This is a genomic window from Pseudoalteromonas sp. CnMc7-15 (assembly GCF_022347925.1).
GTDB classification, from domain to species: domain Bacteria; phylum Pseudomonadota; class Gammaproteobacteria; order Enterobacterales; family Alteromonadaceae; genus Pseudoalteromonas; species Pseudoalteromonas ruthenica.
Genome location: NZ_JAKRFT010000006.1, coordinates 63904 through 86665 on the forward strand (window position 1 = coordinate 63904; position 22762 = coordinate 86665).

The window sequence follows — 22762 nt, forward strand, 5'->3', positions numbered from 1 at the left end:
GAGCATTGTTTGAATATCAGCCGCAATGATAACAGACTCTACCAACCGCTGACACTGCCCAATGGTCTTAGGGTGTTGTTGGTTGAGGATCAAGACAGCCAAAAAGCCGCTGCGGCACTGACGGTGAATACTGGGCACTTTGATGATCCTTGGCACCGACAAGGGTTAGCGCATTTCACAGAGCACATGTTATTTCTCGGTACCAAAGATTTCCCTGCCTCCGGAGAATTCCACGATTTTATCAGTCATCATGGTGGCAGCAGTAACGCTTGGACTGGCACCGAACACAGTTGCTACTACTTTGATGTCGCCAACGAGCATTACTACCAAGCGTTAACACGCTTCAGCCAGCTTTTTTATGCACCGTTATTTAACGCCGAAGAGGTCGATAAAGAACGTAACGCCATTGACGCCGAGTTTAAACTTAAAATAAAGGACGATGGCCGGCGCATATACCAGGCGCACAAAGAAACGGTGAACCCAAAACACCCTTTTGCCAAGTTCTCTGTGGGCAATAGCAACACATTAAGTGATGAGCAAAACGCCATTCGCGATGATTTGCTGGCTTTCTTTAAGCAACATTATCAAGCCCAGTGGATGACATTGGTATTGAGCGGCCCTCACTCTTTGTCTGAGCTCAAGCAATGGGCTCTGGAGCTATTCACCCCCATCACTGGCACCCAGCAACCTAAACCTGCGATCACCGAGCCATTATACCGAGAGCAGGACTTGGGGGTTGAGCTGCATATTGAGCCGCATAAGCACTTACAAAAGCTCATAATTAGTTTTGCTATGCCCAGCATTGATGCTTTTTATAAACACAAAACGGTGAGCTTTTTGGCCCACTTATTAGGCTACGAAGGCCCGGGCTCCTTGCACTCACTGCTAAAAAATCAAGGATGGATCAATGCGTTATCCGCAGGTGGAGGCATTAATGGCAGTAACTTTAAAGATTTTAATATCAGCCTCGCACTCACCGATGAGGGCATTGAGTATTACCAAGACATCGTTGAAACGGTGTTCGCTTATATTGCGCTGATAAAATGTCACGACGATAAGCTGTCGCCGCTGTATCGTGACAAGCAAACGTTGTTGCAAATTGCCTTTGATAACCAAGAGCGAGTTCGCTTACTCGATTGGGTCAGCGGTATCAGCGTGAATATGCACCACTACCCCAGTGAGCATTACTTGTACGGTGACTACCTGATGACTGGCTTTGATAGCCAGCAATTTGCTGAGGTGCTGCAATGGCTGAATCCCCAGAATATGCGTCTGGTGCTAATCCACCCCGGCGTAGAGCCAAGTCGCTATACAAAGTGGTATAACACGCCGTACCGCATCAACGCACTCGATAAAGATTGGTTAACCGCGCTGGAGAGTATTGATACGCCACTCAATACCATGTCTCTGCCAAGCACAAACCCCTACCTACAGCGTCCTTGCGTGCTTCATGAATTAGTGGCGCCAGGCAATAAACCACAAAAGCTCGCCACTCATCCAGGACTTAATTTCTGGTTTAAGCAAGATGCGACCTACCGAGTTGCTAAGGGTCACTTTTATCTCGCTTTGGACTCAGAGCTGGCGGTCAAAGACGTGCAGCATATGGCGCTGACTCGTTTATTTGCCGATCTGTTTATTGATTGTGTGGCAGAGCAATTCTACCCCGCCGAGTTGGCTGGACTGAATTACCATATTTCATCGCATCAAGGTGGGCTGACTTTACACACCGCCGGCTTGTCATCAAGCCAACTAGAACTGGTGCAGGGCCTATTGCAAGCCCTGTTTCATGCGGATATTTGCACGAAACGCTTTGCTGAGTACAAAAAGCAGCTAGTGCGCCACTGGCAAAGCAGTAATCAAAATAAGCCTGTCAGTGAGATTTTCAGCCGTATCGGCGCGCAGATTATGCCTTGGAATCCCACCCCGACGGAGCTTGCTCAGGCACTTAAAAGCACCAGCTACATGCAATTTAAACAGTTCCGCCAAGCGTTTTTCGAATCCGTGCATGTAGAGGCGTTTTTACATGGTAATTGGCGCCCAGCCGATGCCTACGATTTCTTACGTTTGGTGCAATCTCATTTACGTACCCGCACGAGTATCGACAGCATTAGTCGCCCATTGAATGAAATTACGCAAGTCGACACTCATCACCTAAAACTGCAGTGCAGTGACAATGCCATGGTCATTTACTACCAAGCAGAGACCGCAGATATAAAAGAAAAAGTATTGATGATGGTTGTTAACCACCTGATTAATCAGCCCTATTTTCATCAACTGCGTACACAGCAGCAATTAGGTTATTTGGTCGGTGCAGGCTATGCACCGTTTAATTCTCGCGCTGGACTGGCATTTTACGTGCAATCACCCAATGTCGATGCGCACACGTTACTTTCTCATCACCGCGCCTTTATTAATCAGTATGTTCAGGACTTTGCTGAAATTGATGAGCCGCACTGGCAACAAGCCAAGCACAGCCTCTACCGGCAAATTGCCGAAAAGGACAAAAACCTGCGCTTGCGTTCACAACGCTTCTGGTTAGCAATTAGTAACCCGGGCGTCGATTTTAGCCTGCAAAGTAACTTATTAACGACACTTGATGCTATCTCCTTGGAAGACGTACAACACTATATGCAGCAGCTTTTTTCTCCTTCGCGGGCTCGCATGGAATGGCTCAGTGACGGGGTTAAACAGTCGCAACAAGCCTTGGAACACGCATAATGCTTTACTCAATCAACGGCTTGAATTAACCTAGCATGATTGTAGTAATTAGAATGACAGTGTGTGTTTAGGTCAGGTTGTAGAAAAGGCTTAATAATAAGCGGATTGTTGCTTGTCAGTGGGTGCTCGTTTGCTCATGAGCAAGCGCACATGCTGTTCGACTCCCCTTTACACACGGTTGTTTTATCACTACTTCTTGCCTTGCTATGCGTTATGACATTCAGTGTTATTTCGTTGCGCCGCTCACGTAAGAAATTAGCACGCTCAGAACAACACCTAAAACTGACCTTAGAAGGCAGCGGTGACATCCTCTGGGATTGGTATATAAAAACCGGTGAGGTCAAACGCGTTAATGATGAACATGCCAATCACAGTGCAACCACACAAAGTTTTTGCATTCCCCCGAACCAAGCGCTAATACACCCACAGGATTTACCTCGCGTTCAAAGTGCCTTGCGCGCCCACCTTGCACAAAAAACAGCGTTTTTTGAAGCTAACTACCGATTGCTTGACCAACAGGGACAGTGGCGATGGATGCTAGATAGAGGAAAGGTGGTAGAAAAAGACGCCCAACTACAACCGCTGCGTATGAGTGGCACAATGAAAGATATCGACGATATCAAAACCACTGAGCAGCGCTTAGACCTATTTGCTAAATGCGTTGAGAATCTCAGTGATGCGATGGCCATATATGACCATGAATTCAAACTAGTTGATACCAATCCTGCATTCACCGAATTGTTCTCCTTATCTCAGAAAAAGCACCAAGGCTTGGCTTTTACTCTTCCGGGTTTGAATACCAAGCAAATAAGTACACTGAAGCGCCAAGTGCAACAACACAGCCATATTCAGTGTGAAGTGTCAGTGCGCAGCCAGCATGGTAAAAGATTAGCCATGGAACTGAGCGTGGACCCGGTGCTTAACCAACAGGGCGAGGTAGACTACTATATTATGGTCTACTCCGACTTAAGCGAGCGCAAAAAGACTGAACAAGCCCTCAATGATTTATCTAATCAAGACAGCCTGACTGGGCTTGCCAATCGTAACCAATTTTTTGTCGACCTCGACACCTTAATGAAACAAGACAGCCACCATGCCATGATGGTGATGGACTTGGATAACTTTAAAAAGATTAATGATTCGTTGGGCCATCAATTAGGCGATAAGCTACTTATCAAATTAGCCCAGCGTTTAAGTGAGCGTAAGCGCCCGCAAGACACTTTTTATCGCCTCGGCGGCGATGAGTTTGCATTGGTGATGCGCGGCACCAACGACATTCATACTATTACCGCGATTAGTAACGACTTTTTGCAAACCATTGCAACACCATTTCGGATGATGAACCATGAACTCGCCATCACCGCCTCTATTGGCATAGTATTGAGCCCGGAGGATGGCGTATCGCCACAAATTCTATTAAAGAACGCCGATACCGCAATGTACCATGCTAAGCAGCAAGGGAACCGTTACTTATTCTTTAATGATGCGATGAACCACCAAGCGGTTAAACGACTGCAAATTGAGAACTTAATGCGTTTTGGTCTTAAACGCGATCATTTCGAGGTTTTTTACCAACCGAAGATGGATATCGCCACTGGCCAATTAGCCGGAATGGAGGCGCTGGTGCGCTTTATAACCCCGAAAAAAGGGTTGATCAGTCCTGGGCAGTTTATTCCCATTGCCGAAGAAACCGGACAAATTATCGAGATTGGTGAAGTAGTATTAAAAAAAGCCTGTCGCGATGTAAAGCGCTGGCGCGATGCCGAGCTATTTTCCGGGCGAGTTGCTGTAAACTTATCGGCGAAACAGTTTGCTCTGCCTGATTTAACCGATCGTATCGACGCCCTACTACAGCAATACCACCTTCCCGCCAGTGCTCTTGAGCTGGAAATAACCGAGGGCACCGTAATGGACAGCCCAGAGCAAGCAATCGCGATTATGCACGCCCTAGTAGGGAAAGGGATTCATCTAGCGATGGACGACTTCGGCACTGGTTATTCATCGCTGGCCTATTTAAAGCGCTTCCCATTGCACACGTTGAAAATTGACCGCGCCTTTATCGTTGATATGGTTAATGAGCGAGGTAAAAACATGGTCGACTCGATTATTACCATAGCGCAAAACTTAGGTCTTCATGTGGTTGCTGAGGGCGTTGAAGAAGCCAAGCAACTGCAACAATTAAAGCAGTTGGGCTGCGAAACAATGCAGGGCTATTACTACGCTAAACCGCTTTCAGCTGAACAATTCGAGGCGTTTTTATTGCGCGAACGCAGTAAAACGCAAGATCAGCATCACTTGTCGTTGGTGCAATAACCACAGTGTGACGCGGACTCAATGAAGGCTTAGCAAGAATATTTTAGGCCGCTGTTAAAAGGACTTTAAAAATGAAAAAAGAATTCACCTTCACCGTCAAAGGGCACCATATTAGAATCATTAACTCCTGGTTCCACGGCGCTAAATTGTATGTCGATGGCGATTTGCGAGATGTCGATAGCAGTCTCATTGCCACTGGCAAAACTGCACTGCTATCCGCTAATTTGGGTGAGTTGGGGATTCTCGAGGTGTTCCCATCTGCGCTAATAAGCGTTGAGATGGACGCCTATGTGAGCAAAGGCGATGACAAAGCCCGCGTATATAGTTCCCACCAGCGTCTCAATCTAAAGGAGCAGAGACTTCGGCAGTAACGCCCACTACCACAAATAAAAAGGGCCGCATTGCCATCTCCAAAAAGACAGGCAAAGGCCCTCAAGCGCAGTAACTCACCAAGGCGATAGGCACAAGCGCTTGCCTATACCCCTTACCAGCAGTTGGCTGCGAGACAATCAAATCCACTTAACTGTTAACTTCGCAGAGTGCACTCTTTCACTTTGGGTCTTGAAAAAGTTACAGTCAATTTCAACGTAACTGACCTCACCGGGAGACAAACTTATCTCGGCGCCTTTACCTGAACAGTTGCCAATAAATCGGCCGTTGGAATCGAAGGTGGACGCAACAACCCCCATCGCATACAACTCGTCGTTAGAGATATTCTTGAGCTCAGCGGTGATCTTAACGCGGCCATTCTCCTTAAATATCTCCGATAAACTCAGCTCATAGTCAGATGCAAAGTCTTCAAACGAACTCATAGCGTGCAAACGTACGTTTTTCTTAAAACCCATATCGACAGAAGCGGCTATGGTTAAGCTATAAACACTGGCCAAGCCTATAACTGAAATAGCAAAACCAAGCCCCCAAAAGAACCCTTTCAATACTTCATTCATACTTTTAGTTAACATAATACTCTCCTTGGCTTAATGCCTGCATGTTAGGGGTAGCTCTCGCTAGGGAGACAGGAATCCAGTGGTTCCCTCACCCAAGCAGTTTTAATGATGATCTATTTGGTTGTACAAAGACAATCACTCGCGGTAACAAATTCACTCTGTGGCACTGATGAATTGATATGATTGTTTGGGGAAAAACGTTATGTAACGAGGCTTATAGTCTGAGTTGGATGGTGCCGTTAGCCTATGGCACTACTGAGTCTCGCAAACGAACCACGGCTGCTTATTGTTCAGTGCTAAGTTATATGTTGCATATCAGGGTGCACGCATTAACCTTGCCTATTCCCTTTTCGTACTGCTCACGCAATGTTTTGACTCTTGGGCACTAAGGTCGCCAGATGATACCGCAGTGGGCAACGCTGCGCATTAATGCACGACGATAATGTACGTTAAACAGCGCTAACGCGACCGGGCCAATTAAGCCACCCGCCAGCGCCCAGCGTTTCGCTGGCATGCCTTTAAACGAGGCCACAAAAAACAACAACAAAGCAAAACACACACTCACTAACAACAACATACAACCCCCACTGAATGTAGGCGCGCAGTCTAGCATTTTTACGCTCAGTTATTAACCACACCAAAGTCGTAAGTTTATCGGCCTAAGCAGCAACCATAGTGCCTTTTTAGCGCCTTTGAGCACATCGCGGCCTAAGCCTGTGGCATAAAAAAGCGCCGGTTAAAAACCAGCGCTAAGTGTTAGGCGATCGGCAGAGCCATCAAGATGGTTGCGTCGAGGGGTCATCGGTCCCCTGATCTACAGTATCCTGCTCAACTGTGTCCTGTGGCGCCGCGTCTTGGTCATAAAAACGCTGCCCTTTTTCAGCCATTGCCACCAAAGCGGGGGCTGGCGTGAACACCTCGTTTTGCTGGGCGTAGCTCGATAGCGTTGAGCACACATTGCTCAGCCCTAGCTTATCCATGTAGCTGAAAGGTCCGCCATGGAAAGGTGGGAAGCCAATACCGAAGATGGCACCAATATCGCCATCACGGGCGCTCGCAACGATGCCCTCATCCAAACAGCGCGCCGCTTCGTTAAGCATTTGCATAACACAACGCTCGGCTATTTGCTCTTTGTTCAACTTAGGAGCCGGAGTCACGCCAAGAAGTTCGTACACTGACTCGTCAGGCTTTTTGTCCTTTTTCGAGTAATCGTAGAAACCACGGCCTGATTTGCGTCCTAGTCGCTTGTTATCGATTAAGCGGCTAAACGCATCGGGGGCTTTAAAACGCTCACCCAGTTCTTTTTCCAAGATAGGCGCTATCTTAGAACCAATATCGATGCCCACTTCATCAAGCAAGGCTAATGGCCCCACTGGGAAACCAAATTCAACCAAGGCTTTGTCGATTTTTTCAATTGGCTCACCGGCTAACAATAGGTTGGCTGCTTCGTTTACATAAGGCGCCAAGATACGGTTTACAAAGAAGCCGGCTTTATCCTTCACCACTATGGGTGTTTTGCCTTGTTTACGGGCAAAGCTCACCGTACGGGCGATGGTCTGCTCGCTGGTGCCTGCATGGGGGATAATTTCCACCAGCGGCATTTTTTCTACCGGCGAGAAGTAATGCAAGCCAATAACATTCTCTGGGCGCTGCGCTTGCTCAGCAATTTGGGCAATGGGCAGTGACGAGGTGTTACTAGCGAAAATAGTGTGTGCTTGGGCATGACTTTCAATATCGGCAACCATTGATTGCTTCAACTTGAGATCTTCAAATACCGCTTCAATCACCATATCTACATGCGCAAAGCCACTGTAATCAGTGGTGCCGGTAATGCGGCTCATCTGCTCTTGCAACTGCGCTTTGGAGATAATACGACGCTTGCGTTTTTTCTCTAATAGCTTATAGCTGTAATTCATCGCCCCACTAATGCCTTTATGGGCAACGTCTTTGACACGCACCGGCACGCCCGCTTTGATGGCACTGACATGCGTGATACCGGCGCCCATTAAGCCGCCGCCCAGCACGGCTACTTTATCGGTGCTCGGAGCATCATCGGCGCGCCACTCTTTTTTCATTTCCGTGGTAGCAAAGAAGATACCGCGCAGCGATTTCGATACATCACTCATCACCAAATCGGCAAAGCCGTCGGCTTCGGTTTTGTAGGCTTTGAGGGTATCTAGCTCAACGCTGGCGCGTACTGCTTTAATAATATTATTCGGTGCAGGGTAATGACCACGGGTCTTTTTGGCGACGTTTTCAGCCGCTTTTTTGAAAATCAGATTGCGACCAAATGGATTAGACTCCAACAACGCCGATACTTTATCCAATGGCGGCTTAGTTACACGCGCTTTGCCTTTAAGTGCGTACTTACACGCCACTTCAAGTAAAACACTGTGAGGGACACTGTCATTGACGAGGCCAGCTTTTTTCGCCTGCTTAGCACGCACTTGCTTGCCGGTTAGCATCCACTCTAAGGCTTTCTGCAAGCCCACTAATTTAGGTAAACGCTGTGTGCCGCCGCCACCTGGGAGTAGGCCAAGCTGCACTTCAGGCAAGCCCATTTTGGTAATATCACTGTCGCTGCACACCCGATAATCACATGCCAAGGCAAACTCTAAGCCCCCGCCTAGGGCGGCACCATGAATAGCCGCGACGGTGGGATAAGGCAGCTTTTCCAGTTCAAAAAACGCTTCCTGACACATGGTCGATAGCGCTAAGGCTTCTTCACGTGAATGAGCGTTATCGAGCATGTTGATATCGGCGCCGGCAATGAAGTTATCTGGCTTGGCGCTGGTAAATACCAAGCCTTTGACGTTATTTTCATTGGCGGTGCGAACAATGTCTTGCAGCTGCTCAGCAAAACTGGCGCGCAAGGTGTTCATTTTCTCGCCTGGCACGTCAATAGTGACGATGCCAACACGCTCATCATTTAACTCAAAACTAAATACGGATTCTGTTGTCATTATGCGCTCTCCAATACAAAGGCCGCACCTAAACCACCGGCAGCACACGCCGTAGTTAGGGCTAAGCCACCGCCGCGACGGTTAAGCTCATGAATACTTTGTGTAATCAAACGGGCTCCGGTAGCGGCGAAGGGGTGGCCATATGCTAGCGAGCCCCCGTTGACGTTAAATTTGTCCATGTCAATTTCACCAATGGCTTTATCACGGCCAAGCTGCTCTTTGGCAAACTTATCAGAAGCAAACATTTTCATATTAGCTAAGGTTTGCGCCGCGAAAGCCTCGTGCATTTCAATTAGGTCTAGATCGCCTAAGGTGATCCCAGCTCTGTCTAGGGCAACAGGGGTAGAATGTGCCGGACCCATCAACATATCCTCGTGCACACCGATGGCACTGAAGGCATAACTGCGGATGTAACCCAAGATTTCATAGCCCATCGCTTTGGCTTTGCTTTCATTCATCAGCATCACCGCAGCCGCACCATCGGTTAATGGCGTCGAGTTCGCGGCAGTGACGCTGCCGTATTTGCGATCGAATACCGGCTTCAATTTGGCATAGCCTTCAAGCTGTGAATTGGTACGAATGTTATTGTCTTGTTCAATAAATGACTTATAAGGTGGTACATGTGCAGTCATAACTTCCTGCGTCAATTTGCCCTCAGCCCAAGCTTGGCTGGCTAACGTGTGCGAGCGATGCGCTAGGGCATCTTGATCAGCGCGGCTAATGCTGTGGCTTTTCGCCATTTGCTCTGCCGTTTGCCCCATAGAAAGCCCAGTTGAGTACTCGGCAACCGCCGGAGGCACTGGCATAAGATCTTTAGGACGCAACTTAGAGAAAATCTTCAAGCGCTGTGATAGGGTCCGCGCTTTGGTTAAATCCACAAGGCTGCCTGCCAGCTTCTTGCTTACACCAATAGGCAAGACAGAAGAAGAGTCTGCACCGCCAGCAATACCCACTTGGGTATGACCCGCCATAATTGATTCAGCGACATTGGCAATTGCTTGGAAGCTAGTCGCACAAGCCCGTGATACCGAGTAAGCGTCGACATTGACTGGCATGCCAGTGCCCAGGACAATTTCACGGGCAATATTCGGCGCTTCGGGCATTTGCACTACTTGGCCAAACACCAACTGATCAATTTCTTTGCGATCAAAGTCCAAGCGCTCAAGCATTTCGTTGACGACCAGCTTGCCTAAATCGAGTGCTGGGACGTGGTGAAAGGCGGTAGCTTGTTTTGCAAAAGGCGTACGCAGGCCGCTAACAATGGCGATGCGCTCCCCGTTGCGTGTTGTTAATTTTGTTTGCTCAGACATAAAATGCTTCTCCTGCTGACAGGTCTGACCTGTTAATATTTCCTCGATTCTAAAACAACCCAAAGCGCAATGCCAATAGTGACGCTAAAATTCCTGCGCCAGCTACAACAATAGTTAAGAACTGGGTACGATGAAAATAAAAACAAGACTTTAAAACTATGTAATTGTGAGTAAAATCAATCGAACTTTTTAAACAGTGCAGTGCCTAAAGGGCGTTGCGCCAACCTAGGGCTGGGTTCCCCACCATTTAGGTTGCTCTGTTTCATTTATGCCGGCAAGGATACGTACACTTATGGCAGTTGCTAAGTTTGCACAATTAAAAACCTACCTCGATAGCGAAATTATCGGCCAACCCCATTTGACTCAAGCATTATTAATTGCTGTTCTCGCTGATGGTCACTTATTGGTGGAAGGGCCACCTGGGCTTGCCAAAACGCGGGCTGTTAATGCGCTGGCCAAAGGGTTGGAGGGGAGTTTTCAACGCATTCAGTTCACCCCTGACCTACTGCCCTCAGATGTTACTGGAACCGATATCTATCGTCAGCAAACCAGCGAATTTGTATTTGAGCCAGGCCCGCTTTTCCATAACTTAGTGTTAGCCGACGAAATAAACCGGGCACCAGCAAAAGTGCAATCGGCATTATTAGAAGCCATGGCAGAGCGGCAAATTACCGTGGGTAAAAACACCTATCCGCTAGAGCAGCTGTTTATGGTAATGGCGACGCAAAATCCGCTAGAGCAAGAAGGCACCTACCCACTGCCCGAAGCTCAGCTTGACCGGTTCCTACTACACCTTAATATTGACTACCCCGATGCGGACTCCGAGCTCGCCATTTTACGGCTGACGCGCGGCGAAGCACTTGAGGGGGAACACGCCCGTATTGAGCCGCTCACCCAGGCGGATTTATTTGCCGCGCGCAAGGAAGTATTAGCCTTGCACTTAGCCGAGCCGTTGGAGCAGTACCTAGTGCAACTCATTATGGCGACTCGCGATGGCAAGCAACTGGATGACCAGCTTGCTAGCTGGCTAGAATATGGTGCCAGCCCCCGTGCCACCATAGCCCTTGACCGTGCTGCGCGGGCCCATGCTTGGCTAGAGGGTCGTGACTTTGTCAGCCCCGAAGATATTCAAGCGGTGTTCCATAACGTGCTGCGCCATCGCATCATTTTAAGTTATGAAGCGCAAGCCGATGGCATCACCAAAGACCAAGTGCTGCAGCACATTCTTGAGCGAGTGGCTGTGCCCTAATGAACAATCAGGCCCCCACTCACTCAGTGGCGTACTGGCTTGAAAAGCTGCACAGCAATGGTCATAGCCTGTCACTGAAAGAGCTGACATATTATAAAAGCAAAACCCAGCTGTTGGATTTGGCGGTGCAAAAGCGTTTACGCAGCCCGCTAAGTGGTCAGTATCTGGCGCCGCACAAAGGCCGTGGTATGGAGTTTGCTGAGGTGCGCCATTACCAACAAGGCGATGATGTGCGCAGTATCGACTGGCGTGTCACCGCTCGTACTGGCGAAGCGCACACCAAGCTTTTTCAAGAGGAAAAAGAACGCCCTGTGTTGCTAATGGTCGATCTTAGCTCGTCGATGCAGTTTGGCTCACAGTTTGTATTCAAATCGGTGCAAGCCGCTCATGTGGCTGCGCTGGTGGCTTGGTCGGCGTGTAAACGCGGCGATAAACTTGGCGCCTTAGTATTTAACGAACAGCAGCACCATGAGTTTCGCCCACAAAGCCGTGACAAAGCGGTATTGAGGGTACTTCATGCAATGCAAGACATGCAGCACGCAGACATTGGCGAGCAAGTACACGCCGGGAACCTGCTCAGCCAGTTGCAACGCATGAACCAATTAGCCAAGCCAGGCAGTGTGGTGTATTTGCTCAGTGACTTTGTTGAGCTCAACGATGAATACGGCGATGCCATAGAACGTCAACTGCAGCACCTGGCACGCCATTGTGAAGTGGTGGCCGGTGTCATTAGCGACCCGTTCGAGCGCCAACTGCCACAATTCAATGACACCATCAACGTTGACACCGGCCGGGGTAAAATAAGTTTGGCCCTGGATGATGCCCACTTTCGCCGCCGCTATCATCGCCAAGCACAGCAATTTGACTCGCAGCGCCTACAGCGTTTATCTCGCCATTGCCACTCACTGGTCGAGATTTCCGCTGCCAGTGCCCTTGAGCAACAATTTTCGCTTCGGAGTGCATAAATGCAAGGCAATCCCCTTTCTCAATTAGACGATGTCATGGTCCCTGAGCAGGTAAGTGCTTGGCCGCCTGGCCCCGCCTGGTGGATTATCGCTGCTGTGCTGTTGATCGCTGCGGTATTGGCGCTGGCCCTGTATGTGCGTCAACGCCGCCATAACCGCGCCAAACGCGAAGCACTGCGCTTGGCGCAGAGCCAAGATGCCGCCCGTTTGCATCAACTGCTCAAACGGTTAGGCAAACATTACTATGGTACGCGTGTAGCGGCGCTCAGTGCCGAGCGCTGGAGCCAAGTATTGACTCTATTAAGTGATATTGATTTTAACGCCCGGGAGTTGCAGCAGTTATATCAGCCTAGAGCGGTAAGCGATGAGCTAAAAAACAAGCTGCACCAAGCCATAAAGCAATTTAAAACCAAGGAGCGCATCGATGTTTGAATTTGCTTGGCCCTGGGCTTTTGCCCTGCTGCCTTTGCCTTGGCTTATTGCGCTCATCGCTGGCAAACAAAAACACCATAGCACCTTGATGCTGCGCATTCACGCATTGGCACACATGGGAATGACCAATACCAAGGTCACGCCCAGCCGCAAGTGGCCGCACTGGTTGCTCGCAATTGTCTGGGCGCTGGTCGTGGCCAGTGCTGCCAATCCGGTGTTTCGTGGTGAACCCATCACTCTCTCAGAGCCAGGCCGTGACATTATGCTGGCGGTGGACTTATCTGGGTCAATGCGTGAGCAAGATATGGCTTATCAAGGGCGATTCGTCGACCGCCTTAGTGTCGTTAAAGCGGTGCTCAGTGAGTTTATTAGCCAACGCCGTGGCGATCAGCTAGGACTTATTTTATTTGCTGACACCGCGTTTTTACAAACGCCACTAACACGCGACGTTGACACCGTGGCGCAAATGCTCGAAGAATCACAAATTGGTTTAGTAGGACGTGCCACCGCCATTGGTGATGCCCTTGGACTGTCGGTAAAGCGTTTTAATGAAAAGTCACAATCAAACAAGGTAGTGATCTTACTCACCGATGGCCAAAACACCGCTGGTAATCTGAAACCCGAAGAGGCGCTTATTTTGGCCAAAGACGCCGGCGTCAAAGTCTATACCGTGGGTGTGGGCGCAGATGGCCGCAACCAAGGCGGGTTGTTCTCTATGCTTGGCAGCTCTGGGGCCATGCTCGACGAATCGCTGCTAAAAACCATTGCAGAGCAGACCGGCGGTCAGTATTTTCGCGCCACAGACACCCAAAGTTTGGCCAATATTTATAAAGAATTGGATGCGCTCGAGCCACAAGCTGAGCAAGAGCAAACATTCCGCCCAGTGGATGCCTTGTTTTACCTGCCCCTGAGCGGCGCTTTATTGATGTTATTTTTGGCTGCTTTATGGCGACAACTGAAGCAGCAAGCTGTAGTAGGTGATGCATGACCGAGTTTACGTTTATTCGCCCCGATGCATTGTGGTTGCTGATAGTGGTGGCTTTGTACATGCTCTGGCGACTCACTGGGAGCAAACGCCAACCTAGTAATAGCCAACTTATTGCTCTGCACTTGGCGACACAGGTCCTGAGTCAAGGCCAGCAAAAGCGAGCACCTAGTCATGTATTAAGTACTTTGCTTATGGCCTTGATGGTAGTGGCGATTGCCGGCCCAAGCTTTAGCAAAAAAGAGGTGCCAGTCTATCAAAGCAAAATGGCCCGGGTGTTAGTCATGGATATGTCGCGCTCAATGTATAGCACCGATATCGCCCCAAGCCGGCTACAACAAGCACGCTATAAAGCTCTGGATATGGTGGATTTGTTCACCGAAGGAGAAACTGCGCTGGTTGCTTACGCCAATGATGCCTATACAATTTCGCCCTTAACCTCAGATAGTCAGACGTTGACCAATCTGATTCCCAGTCTCAGCCCAGATATTATGCCCGGACAAGGCAGTAATGTGCTTGCTGGTCTGACACAGGCACAAGAGTTACTCAGCCAAGCAGGCTATGCACGTGGCGATGTGATCTTACTGAGCGATGGCATAGATGCCGATGAAGAAGCGGATGTCCGTGATTGGCTCGCCAGTCATGACTATCGCTTACATATTTATGCCATAGGTACTGCCGAGGGTGCTCCGATTAACTTGCCAGATGGGGGTTTTCTTAAAGATCAGTACGGGCAAATCGTTATCCCTACCACCGACTTTTCACGTCTCCAGCGCTTGGCCCAAGCCGGCAACGGAAAATTATTACGCTATCAAGCAAGTGCGGCAAACCTCTCGGTACTGCAGAGCACCGAGCAACCGCAGCAAGAATTGCAACAGGACAATAAACAGACCTTATGGCGCATTGATGCCGGCATCTATTTAACCCTGCTAATCGTGCCGTTAATGTTATGGCTAATGGGCCGTCGCGCTTTAGTACTGTGCGCCTTTATGGTGCTACTGCCACAACCTAAGGCCTATGCGGCGCAGTGGCAGAGCTGGTTTAACAACGAACAGCAAAACGCCCTATCCGCTTATCAGAACGAGGCCTATGATCAGGCCAGCCAAACTGAAAACCCGCTGATAGCCGGAGCAGCAAAATATCAACAACAGGATTACCAAGGCGCTCTTGATGCCTTTGCTTCAGACAATTCAGCGCAAGGGCTGTACAACCAAGGCAACGCCCTGGCGCAATTAGGGCAACTTGATGAGGCAATTGAGCGTTATCAGCAAGCGCTGGAAAAAAATCCTGAGCTCGAATCGGCTGCACGGAACAAAGCATTAGTTGAACAAATGCGCCAACAACAGCAACAGGAATCACAACAAGGAAATAACGAACAAGATTCCTCACAAAATAAGCAGCAAACAGAGCAAGACAACGATAATCAGCAGCAAGGTGAGCAACAACAGTCACAACAAGGGCAACAACAAAGCGCCGGTCAGCGTAACGACGCAAACAACAATGACCCGCAAAACAGTGCCCAAGCAAACGATGAATCGAGTGGGCAACAACCCACCGAGTCTGAGTCTAAACAAAGCGACAGTGAGCAGTCGCAGCAACAGCAGCAACGCCAAAATGGCGAGCAGCAACAAGGCGATAAAGCGCAAAGTGCTGAACAACAGCAACAAGCTCAGCAAATGCAGCAACAGCAAGGTGATCAGCAGGGCACAGAGCAACAACTGGCGGCACAAGCCAGTGAGCTGACGCCTGAGGAGCGCGAGCGCGCCCAGCAGTTGAATCAGTTATTGCGCAAGATCCCTGACGACCCTGAAATTCTGCTGCGCAATAAAATGCAACTTGAATCAAGAAAAAGACAACGTTATCGCCGCTTACCACAAGGAGTTGAAAAATCATGGTAAGAACCGCCTTCTTCATCGCACTCACCTGCTTAGCAATGCCCGTTTTGGCGCTCACTAAGCTTACCGCCAGTGTCGATAAAAACCCTGTGCTTGCCGGTGAGTATTTCGCTATAACCATCAAAGCCGATGATACGGTCAACAACAGCCAACCCGATACTCAAGCGCTGCTTGATGACTTTGTGGTTGGCCCTATGTCTCGTAGTAACCAAACACGTATTATCAATGGTGCCGTAAGCCGACAATCTACATGGCAAATCGAGCTGATGGCACGTGAAGCGGGTAATTATGAAATCCCGGCGTTTACTATTAATGGCGTGAGCTCAGAGCCATTCACTCTAAAAGTGGTTAACAACGCCAACAGCAGTCTTGACGATAGCACCGCCTTTATTAAAACCGAGCTCACCCCGCAGTCACTGTATGTGCAGCAAGCCGGGGTTTATACCGTCAAACTTTACTTAGGTGTTGATTTAATTGATGGTTCACTGGCCGCGCCGAGTATGGAAAACGCCAATATTACGCAAATGGGCAAGCAGCGAGAGAGCCAAGAAGTCATTGATGGGCGGCGCTACCTAGTGATCCAACGCGACTACTTAGTACAACCACAAAAAAGTGGCACCTTTGAGTTACAAGCGCCACGCTTAAACGGCAAAGTGCGTAAAAACTACCGTGCTATGGCAGTCAGTGCCAGTGCCACAAATACATTGGTTGATGTGAAGCCCATGCCCGAAGGCATTAATGGCACATGGTTGCCAAGTGAGTTGGTGGATTTAAGTGAACAGTGGCAAGGCGCTGATGAACAAGTCCAGGTGGGCACCCCCATCACTCGAACGCTGACACTGACGGCTTTGAATACCACCAAAGAGCAACTGCCGGATTTAACCAGCCCAGACCTTGAAAACGTGCGCAGCTACCCCGATCAATCCGAACGCACGCATCTTATTCGCGATGGTCGTATTATTGCTCAAACCACCACATCCATTGCCTATGTGCCTCAACAGCCTGGCACCTATACGCTGCCAGCAATCGAGGTGCCTTGGTTTAATACCGTTACAGGACGCGCGCAGATAGCCAAAGTAGCAAAAAAAACCATTACCGTGGTTGGCGAGGCCAGCACCACGGCCGCCCCCTCCCCTAGTGATGCTCCGCAAACCACCGCAACTAACGATGTTAGCGCGCCACCCACGCACTCTGATGTAAGCTTGCTATGGGCGATACCAGGTTATGTGCTGTGGCTACTGACTATGGCAGCATGGTGGTGGCAACGTCAACGTACTCAGCCTTTAGCACCGAGCAGCACCAAACCTCAGCCTAAAACAGCAAAGGGTAATTTGCAGGCTGTGCAGCGCGCGCTTAAAGCGCAAAACCCGCAGGAGCTCTATCGCGCCCTAGATGCGCATGCCAAAGCGAACAAAAGCTCACTTCACCAATGGCAAAGCCATTGGCCTGAAAATGCCCGCCAAGAACTTACCAAGTTGCGCCAGCAACTCTATAGCCATGACGAGACCGTGGTTGACTACTCTTTGATTGCGCAAGGTATTAACACACCCGTGAGCATGCAGCAAAAGCAACAAACTGAACTAGACTCCTTGTATTAAGGCATTAGTTCGCTTCACTGCGAGTGGCAACTGCAAATCACTGCAACCGTCTTTAAGCGCCTGCTCTGCAGGCGCTTAATATTGCCTTGAGCAAATAAATTTCCCGTTAAGTGAAATGTTTTATTGCTGTCGGAGGTCTTAATGGGCATGGCAGATAAACAAAAGCGCTATGAGGCGCTGGTGCAGGTATACCACAAAGAGCTCTACCGCTTTGCCTATTGGCTTTGCAAAGACCCTAGTGTGGCTGAAGACCTGGTCCAAGAAACTTTTTTACGAGCATGGCGTTCATTAGATTCATTAGTCGATCAGAACGCTGCTAAGTCGTGGCTGTTTACTATTTTGCGACGAGAAAATGCTCGCCGCTTTGAACGCAAGCAGTTTGATTACAGTGATGTCGAACAAGACACCCTCTGCGACGAACGCAGCACTTCTTTAGATGACGAAATGGAAATGACCGTTGTCCAACGACGTATTATGGAGCTTGCGCAAGAATACCGTGAACCGTTAATCCTACAAGTGATTGGTGGCTGCAGCGGCGATGAAATTGCGCAAATCCTCGGCTTAAACAAAAACACGGTTATGACGCGCTTATATCGAGCTAGAAATCAGCTTAAAAGCGCACTCACTCGAACCACTGAACCTATGAAAGGGGCTCCAAATGGATGAATTAGAATTTCGCCGGCGCCTTTTTGCTCATCCAAACACCAAAGACAAGGACGTGCTTGAGTTTGCAGAGCAAAGTCCTGAGCGCAAACAATTAGTTAATGAGTTAAAACAGCTTGATAAAGAGCTTGTTGAGGCGATGCAGGTACCTGTACCCGATAATTTGGCTGATAAAATTATTTTTAACCAAACCATGGGGGAGCAAAGCGATCAACGCTCGGGCAATAACCCCGCAGCGAAGCAGACTAAACCAAAAACGCCTTGGTATATCGCCATAGCTGCGTCTGTGGTTATCGCCTTTACTGGGGTGTTGTATCACCTGATGTCGCCAACGTTATCTATTGGTGAGCACGCCTTGGCACATGTTTATCATGAAATTGACGCACTGAGCGTAAATGAGGAAATAGCCTTGGATGAGGTCAATTTACGACTCTCTGAACTTGGCGGCCACCTTGATGAGTTACCTGGGGCTATCACCTACGCTCGTTACTGTAATTTCAAAGGGCAAAAAGGTTTGCACCTAGTTTTTCAATCGGATTTCGGGCCGATGACGGTATTTATCGTCCCCTCTGCGAACGATTATCTCGGTGATGTTCATTTTAATGATCAGCGCTTCGCTGGACGCGTTTCACACTTCCCTCAAGGAGACGCCATACTGGTGGCTATGGCGCAAGCGCCAGTGGATGAATACCAGGCACGGATAAACCAATCACTGCGTTGGAATTAGCGAACTAGGGTTGCTGTTACTAAATACCCTCAACGCTACTTAGGACAGCTCAAAGACACAAAAAAGGCCACCCGCTAAGGGTGGCCTTTTACTATCTCTAATTCTCAGGGATTAGCCTTCTTGCAGCTCTGCCTCAACCTTATCAAAGGTATCTGTCAGTGCTTCGCTGGGCTCTTTAGTCGCCAGCGATACTGCAACAATAGCGATACTCGCAAGAATAAAGCCTGGGACGATTTCATACATCCAGTCGCTTAGTGACTGACCATCAATCTTAACAGGCGCGTAAATCCAGAATAGCACTGTAGCCGCACCAACAATCATACCTGCAAGCGCGCCTGGAAGGTTCATACGGCGCCAATACAAGCTAAATAATACTAGCGGACCGAACGCCGCACCAAAACCGGCCCAAGCGTTACTCACCAACGATAAAATCGAGCTATCGCGGTCATATGCAAGGTAGATGGCACACAGTGCAACCAGTAGCACGCTGATGCGACCCACGAGCACAAGCTCTTTTTCTGAGGCATCACGTTTGATGTAAATCTTGTAGAAGTCTTCTGTCAGCGAGCTGGAACTCACTAATAGCTGCGAGGAAATGGTACTCATGATAGCCGCTAAGATAGCTGCTAATAAGAATCCGGCCACCAGTGGGTGGAATAGCAATTGAGATAAAATGAGGAAAATGGTTTCCGCATCTTCAACGGTAATACCTTTCTCATAGCTATAAGCAGCACCGCATAAACCTGTTGCCACTGCACCTACCGCAGCAACAATCATCCACGACATACCAATACGGCGCATAACGCGAATATCTTTCAAACCACGAACTGACATAAAGCGTACGATGATATGGGGCTGACCGAAGTAACCCAGACCCCACGCCATAGCCGAAATAATTCCTAGTACTGAGCCGGTCCCCACCCACTCAAGCATATCCGGATTTACCTGTTCAAGCGTGGCAGGTAGAGGCTGCTCAAGTAAGGTATAGGTAACAAAAGGCACGATAATGAGCGCTAAGAACATAATGCAGCCTTGCACAAAGTCAGTTAGGCTCACAGCTAAAAAGCCGCCAAATAAGGTATACAATACGACCACGCCGGTGGTCACATATAAGCCCATTTCATAGGATAAACCGAACGAGCTTTCAAACAGTTTACCGCCAGCGACAACGCCTGAAGAGGTATATAAGGTGAAAAACACGATGATCACCACCGCAGACACCACGCGCAGCGCGTTTTTGGAATCGTTAAAACGGTTAGCAAAGTAATCAGGAATGGTTATCGCATCATTGGCCCGCTCGGTATACACACGTAAGCGCGGCGCCACTAATAGGTAGTTAGCCCAAGCACCGATCACCAATCCTATGGCAATCCAGGTAGCACTAAAGCCAGTTAAGAACATAGCGCCAGGCAAGCCCATCAATATCCAACCGCTCATGTCAGAAGCACCTGCAGAAAGCGCTGCTACACTGGGTCTAAGATTACGCCCACCTAACATGTACCCTGATACATCATCCGTTGATTTCTTGTATGCATACAGACCGATGCCGAGCATAACGATGAAATACAGAGCAAGAGAAATTATCGTACCTACTTCCAATTTAGCCTCCAACTTAGCGCTGAGCTTCACCCCAAAAGCCGCACGAAGCACAGATTGGGCGAAGAATGTTGTTATTATTACTTAGGCGCGTTGACCTTTGCTGCCTGTTTTTGCAGCAAAGGTCAGCATACCCTAACGACGTTGCAGTGTATTTTTATCACAACGTACGCTCACACCACTATAGCATGGCCCTGACCCGCAACTCCAATTAGTGCGATATCCATACTTATGTATTAAATATTTGATACATATGATGGTTTCAACGTCACATTTGCGCACTTAGCTCACAAAAAAGTATAATTATTAATGAAAACAACCTAGATTTTTCATATATTGTTAAGCAATTAGCAACGTATTTTTGGAAGTGCCAATAAATGAATTTTTACGCTGCGCGTCAGCCCATTCTGGATAGAGAGAAAACACTGGTCGGCTACGAACTGTTGTTCCGCGATGGCTTAGCCAATGTGTTCCCACAAATTAATGGTGATGAAGCCACCTCTAAGCTTATCGAAGGAAGTCAGTTTACCTTTGGCCTTGAAGAGCTAACCGACAATAAGCCGGCTTATATCAACTTTACTTTGGAAACGCTCAGTAAAGGGTATGCCACCATGATGGGCACTGACGAAATTGTCGTTGAAATACTCGAGACCGTGCAACCTGGCAAACGTCTGCTAGCCCTAGTACAAGACCTGAAAGAGCAAGGCTATACCATTGCCCTTGATGACTATAAGCATCAAAACGTCTGGCGTCACTTCTTCCCTTTTATCGATATTATTAAAATCGACTACCTAGAAAACAGCGAACAAGAAATACAAGAAGTGGTCGCTGCGATTAAAGGCTTCCCTAATATCAAGCTGTTGGCTGAGAAGGTAGAAACTTATGAGCAGTACCAGCACGCGCTCGATCTTGGTTTTAGCTACTTCCAAGGCTTCTTCTTCTCTAAGCCTGAGATGGTACAAAGTAAGGCATTGCCGCCCTCGGAGTTGACGCTTGCCGAGTTGCTATACGAAACATCAACCAGTGAAATGGATTTGGAAAAAGTCACTAAGGTGTTTGAACGCGACGTTAACCTCTCTTACAAGTTGTTGCGCTATTCCAATTCCGCCATGTTTAAACGCCGCGCTGAGGTATCCACCATTAAGCAAGCGCTCGTGGTGCTCGGTGCCAAAGAGATTAAAAAGTTTTTATCGCTGCTGTTCACCGCGCAACTGTCTTCAGACAAACCTGCCGAACTGATGCGCTTATCCCTTACCCGCGCCCGTTTTGCCGAGGTATTAGCAGAGCAGCACCAAAATGCAGGTGACCCAGGACGTGCATTCTTAACCGGCATGATGTCTCTGTTAGACGCGATTTTAGACCAAGATATGGCAGCGGTTGTTGAACGTTTGCCTTTGGCCAATGATATAAAAGCGGCGCTGCGCGACAACGAAGGCGTACTTGCGGGCTATATCACCTTGGTAAAATATTATGAGCACGCCCAGTGGCAACAAGCTAACGCAACAGTAGAAGAAATGAAACTGGATGCCAACAAAGTGCCCGATGCCTATCACGAGGCAATTCATTGGGCCAACGAGCAAATGCAAGCCATTATGTAATAATTGAAAAAGCCGGCAAATTGCCGGCTTTTTTATTATTCGCTGTTCGCGCTAATCGACTAGAGGTTCTCCAAAAAGTCATCGTCGTAGTCTTGCGCTTCAGGCTCTTCCTCTATAGGCGGATTGCCGTCATATAGCTCATACAACTGGCGCTGGTAGTAAATATCTTTCATAAAGGTATAAGGGTCCAGCGACTCATTTAGCAAGCTCTCTTGGGGGATCAATGAAGCTCGCGCCTCCACGGCCTTCAAAGCAAACACTAAAATAGTTTGTGGTGTGGTCAGAGCGATTTCAGGCAATACCACATTATCCACAATATCGCCGGTTACGTTACGTGCGGTGCTCGGCCCCATGCCTGGGATCATCACATAGGCTCCATCACCTACTCCCCAAACCCCTAAGGTTTGACCAAAGTCCTCATCAACATACTCCAACCCCAGGGATGAAGCCACGTCAAATAATCCCCCTATACCTACTGTGGTATTGACTAAAAAGCGCGCAATGCTTATGCCGGTGTGATCCGCTTTACCTTGCAGTGCTGCGTTAATAGCATCGGTTGGCGCGCTGATATTGTCGGTAAAGTTCACCACCGAACGACGAACAGGCGCTGGCGTTACTTCCACATAACCCACTGCAACTGGACGCAAAATGTAAGCATCCAACACATCCATATTAAAGTCATACAATGGTCGGTTCAGGCTTTGTAGCGGATCGCGCGGATCCTCTTTTTCTGGAGGAACCTGGGCACAGGCACTGAGTACTAACGCTACAAGCGTTATAAAAGTCTTCTTTAACATGTCACT

Annotated in this window: 18 protein-coding genes; 12 read left to right on the plus strand and 6 right to left on the minus strand. The window is 48.7% G+C overall.

Features of this window, described 5'->3' with window-relative positions; all coding sequences use genetic code 11:
- Positions 1–9: 9 nt before the first annotated feature.
- The 3 genes from MHM95_RS15020 to MHM95_RS15030 all read left to right on the plus strand — a co-directional run bounded on the left by MHM95_RS15020 (position 10) and on the right by MHM95_RS15030 (position 5402).
- Positions 10–2718: an insulinase family protein gene (locus MHM95_RS15020; protein ID WP_239385681.1), complete on the plus strand. Its 2709-nt coding sequence runs from the start codon at positions 10–12 to the stop codon at positions 2716–2718.
- A gap of 213 nt (positions 2719–2931) precedes the next feature.
- Positions 2932–5031 carry an EAL domain-containing protein gene (locus MHM95_RS15025; RefSeq protein ID WP_235045733.1) on the plus strand — a complete coding sequence of 700 codons (2100 nt, stop codon included), beginning with the start codon at positions 2932–2934 and terminating at the stop codon, positions 5029–5031.
- 71 nt (positions 5032–5102) lie between these two features.
- Entirely contained in the window at positions 5103–5402 is a 300-nt protein-coding gene (locus MHM95_RS15030; RefSeq protein WP_239385682.1) for a hypothetical protein, read from the plus strand.
- Positions 5403–5540: 138 nt separating this feature from the next.
- Here MHM95_RS15030 and MHM95_RS15035 read toward each other — a convergent pair whose 3' ends face one another.
- From MHM95_RS15035 to fadI, 4 genes are all read right to left on the minus strand, one after another.
- Positions 5541–5993, minus strand: coding sequence for an FxLYD domain-containing protein (locus tag MHM95_RS15035; RefSeq protein ID WP_239385683.1), 453 nt, complete (start codon positions 5991–5993; stop codon positions 5541–5543).
- Positions 5994–6363: 370 nt separating this feature from the next.
- Positions 6364–6555, minus strand: coding sequence for a hypothetical protein (locus tag MHM95_RS15040; protein ID WP_022944749.1), 192 nt, complete (start codon positions 6553–6555; stop codon positions 6364–6366).
- Between the two features lie 199 nt (positions 6556–6754).
- Positions 6755–8941 (minus strand): fatty acid oxidation complex subunit alpha FadJ, encoded by a 2187-nt coding sequence (gene fadJ, locus MHM95_RS15045; protein WP_239385684.1) that lies wholly within the window; start codon positions 8939–8941, stop codon positions 6755–6757.
- On the minus strand, positions 8941–10251 hold the full coding sequence (fadI, locus tag MHM95_RS15050) for an acetyl-CoA C-acyltransferase FadI (protein ID WP_022944751.1): 1311 nt from the start codon (positions 10249–10251) through the stop codon (positions 8941–8943). The genes fadJ and fadI overlap by 1 nt, the downstream gene beginning before the upstream one ends.
- Positions 10252–10543: 292 nt before the next feature.
- Here fadI and MHM95_RS15055 point away from each other — a divergent pair, with 292 nt between their 5' ends.
- The 8 genes from MHM95_RS15055 to MHM95_RS15090 all read left to right on the plus strand — a co-directional run bounded on the left by MHM95_RS15055 (position 10544) and on the right by MHM95_RS15090 (position 18765).
- Positions 10544–11500, plus strand: a complete 957-nt coding sequence (locus MHM95_RS15055; protein ID WP_022944752.1) for a MoxR family ATPase — start codon at positions 10544–10546, stop codon at positions 11498–11500.
- Positions 11500–12465 carry a DUF58 domain-containing protein gene (locus tag MHM95_RS15060; RefSeq protein ID WP_239385685.1) on the plus strand — a complete coding sequence of 322 codons (966 nt, stop codon included), beginning with the start codon at positions 11500–11502 and terminating at the stop codon, positions 12463–12465. Before MHM95_RS15055 ends, MHM95_RS15060 begins: the two co-directional genes overlap by 1 nt.
- Complete coding sequence (locus tag MHM95_RS15065; RefSeq protein ID WP_239385686.1) at positions 12466–12897, plus strand: DUF4381 domain-containing protein; 432 nt, start codon at positions 12466–12468, stop codon at positions 12895–12897.
- Positions 12890–13885 carry a VWA domain-containing protein gene (locus tag MHM95_RS15070; protein ID WP_045979854.1) on the plus strand — a complete coding sequence of 332 codons (996 nt, stop codon included), beginning with the start codon at positions 12890–12892 and terminating at the stop codon, positions 13883–13885. The genes MHM95_RS15065 and MHM95_RS15070 overlap by 8 nt, the downstream gene beginning before the upstream one ends.
- Positions 13882–15780, plus strand: coding sequence for a VWA domain-containing protein (locus MHM95_RS15075; protein WP_239385687.1), 1899 nt, complete (start codon positions 13882–13884; stop codon positions 15778–15780). The genes MHM95_RS15070 and MHM95_RS15075 overlap by 4 nt, the downstream gene beginning before the upstream one ends.
- Positions 15774–17375 carry a BatD family protein gene (locus MHM95_RS15080; protein ID WP_239385688.1) on the plus strand — a complete coding sequence of 534 codons (1602 nt, stop codon included), beginning with the start codon at positions 15774–15776 and terminating at the stop codon, positions 17373–17375. Before MHM95_RS15075 ends, MHM95_RS15080 begins: the two co-directional genes overlap by 7 nt.
- A gap of 141 nt (positions 17376–17516) precedes the next feature.
- On the plus strand, positions 17517–18041 hold the full coding sequence (locus tag MHM95_RS15085) for a sigma-70 family RNA polymerase sigma factor (RefSeq protein WP_257220993.1): 525 nt from the start codon (positions 17517–17519) through the stop codon (positions 18039–18041).
- Positions 18034–18765, plus strand: coding sequence for a DUF3379 family protein (locus MHM95_RS15090; protein ID WP_045979857.1), 732 nt, complete (start codon positions 18034–18036; stop codon positions 18763–18765). The genes MHM95_RS15085 and MHM95_RS15090 overlap by 8 nt, the downstream gene beginning before the upstream one ends.
- A gap of 111 nt (positions 18766–18876) precedes the next feature.
- Here the strand turns inward: MHM95_RS15090 and putP are convergent, their stop codons facing one another.
- Positions 18877–20364, minus strand: a complete 1488-nt coding sequence (gene putP / locus MHM95_RS15095) for a sodium/proline symporter PutP (protein ID WP_026111087.1) — start codon at positions 20362–20364, stop codon at positions 18877–18879.
- A 374-nt stretch (positions 20365–20738) separates the two neighbouring features.
- On the opposite strand from putP, the gene MHM95_RS15100 reads away from it, so the two are divergent.
- Positions 20739–21959 (plus strand): HDOD domain-containing protein, encoded by a 1221-nt coding sequence (locus MHM95_RS15100; protein WP_151172410.1) that lies wholly within the window; start codon positions 20739–20741, stop codon positions 21957–21959.
- Positions 21960–22018: 59 nt separating this feature from the next.
- Here MHM95_RS15100 and MHM95_RS15105 read toward each other — a convergent pair whose 3' ends face one another.
- Entirely contained in the window at positions 22019–22756 is a 738-nt protein-coding gene (locus MHM95_RS15105; protein ID WP_022944762.1) for a VacJ family lipoprotein, read from the minus strand.
- Between the last annotated feature and the right edge of the window lie 6 nt (positions 22757–22762).

What these genes read in the sequence shown, in the direction of transcription:
- MHM95_RS15025 (WP_235045733.1), top strand. Translation starts at nt 2,932, where the DNA reads ATGACATTCAGTGTTATTTCGTTGCGCCGCTCACGTAAGAAATTAGCA.
- MHM95_RS15030 (WP_239385682.1), top strand. Translation starts at nt 5,103, where the DNA reads ATGAAAAAAGAATTCACCTTCACCGTCAAAGGGCACCATATTAGAATC.
- MHM95_RS15035 (WP_239385683.1), bottom strand. Translation starts at nt 5,993, where the DNA reads ATGTTAACTAAAAGTATGAATGAAGTATTGAAAGGGTTCTTTTGGGGG.
- MHM95_RS15040 (WP_022944749.1), bottom strand. Translation starts at nt 6,555, where the DNA reads ATGTTGTTGTTAGTGAGTGTGTGTTTTGCTTTGTTGTTGTTTTTTGTG.
- fadJ (WP_239385684.1), bottom strand. Translation starts at nt 8,941, where the DNA reads ATGACAACAGAATCCGTATTTAGTTTTGAGTTAAATGATGAGCGTGTT.
- fadI (WP_022944751.1), bottom strand. Translation starts at nt 10,251, where the DNA reads ATGTCTGAGCAAACAAAATTAACAACACGCAACGGGGAGCGCATCGCC.
- MHM95_RS15055 (WP_022944752.1), top strand. Translation starts at nt 10,544, where the DNA reads ATGGCAGTTGCTAAGTTTGCACAATTAAAAACCTACCTCGATAGCGAA.
- MHM95_RS15060 (WP_239385685.1), top strand. Translation starts at nt 11,500, where the DNA reads ATGAACAATCAGGCCCCCACTCACTCAGTGGCGTACTGGCTTGAAAAG.
- MHM95_RS15065 (WP_239385686.1), top strand. Translation starts at nt 12,466, where the DNA reads ATGCAAGGCAATCCCCTTTCTCAATTAGACGATGTCATGGTCCCTGAG.
- MHM95_RS15070 (WP_045979854.1), top strand. Translation starts at nt 12,890, where the DNA reads ATGTTTGAATTTGCTTGGCCCTGGGCTTTTGCCCTGCTGCCTTTGCCT.
- MHM95_RS15075 (WP_239385687.1), top strand. Translation starts at nt 13,882, where the DNA reads ATGACCGAGTTTACGTTTATTCGCCCCGATGCATTGTGGTTGCTGATA.
- MHM95_RS15080 (WP_239385688.1), top strand. Translation starts at nt 15,774, where the DNA reads ATGGTAAGAACCGCCTTCTTCATCGCACTCACCTGCTTAGCAATGCCC.
- MHM95_RS15085 (WP_257220993.1), top strand. Translation starts at nt 17,517, where the DNA reads ATGGGCATGGCAGATAAACAAAAGCGCTATGAGGCGCTGGTGCAGGTA.
- MHM95_RS15090 (WP_045979857.1), top strand. Translation starts at nt 18,034, where the DNA reads ATGGATGAATTAGAATTTCGCCGGCGCCTTTTTGCTCATCCAAACACC.
- MHM95_RS15100 (WP_151172410.1), top strand. Translation starts at nt 20,739, where the DNA reads ATGAATTTTTACGCTGCGCGTCAGCCCATTCTGGATAGAGAGAAAACA.
- MHM95_RS15105 (WP_022944762.1), bottom strand. Translation starts at nt 22,756, where the DNA reads ATGTTAAAGAAGACTTTTATAACGCTTGTAGCGTTAGTACTCAGTGCC.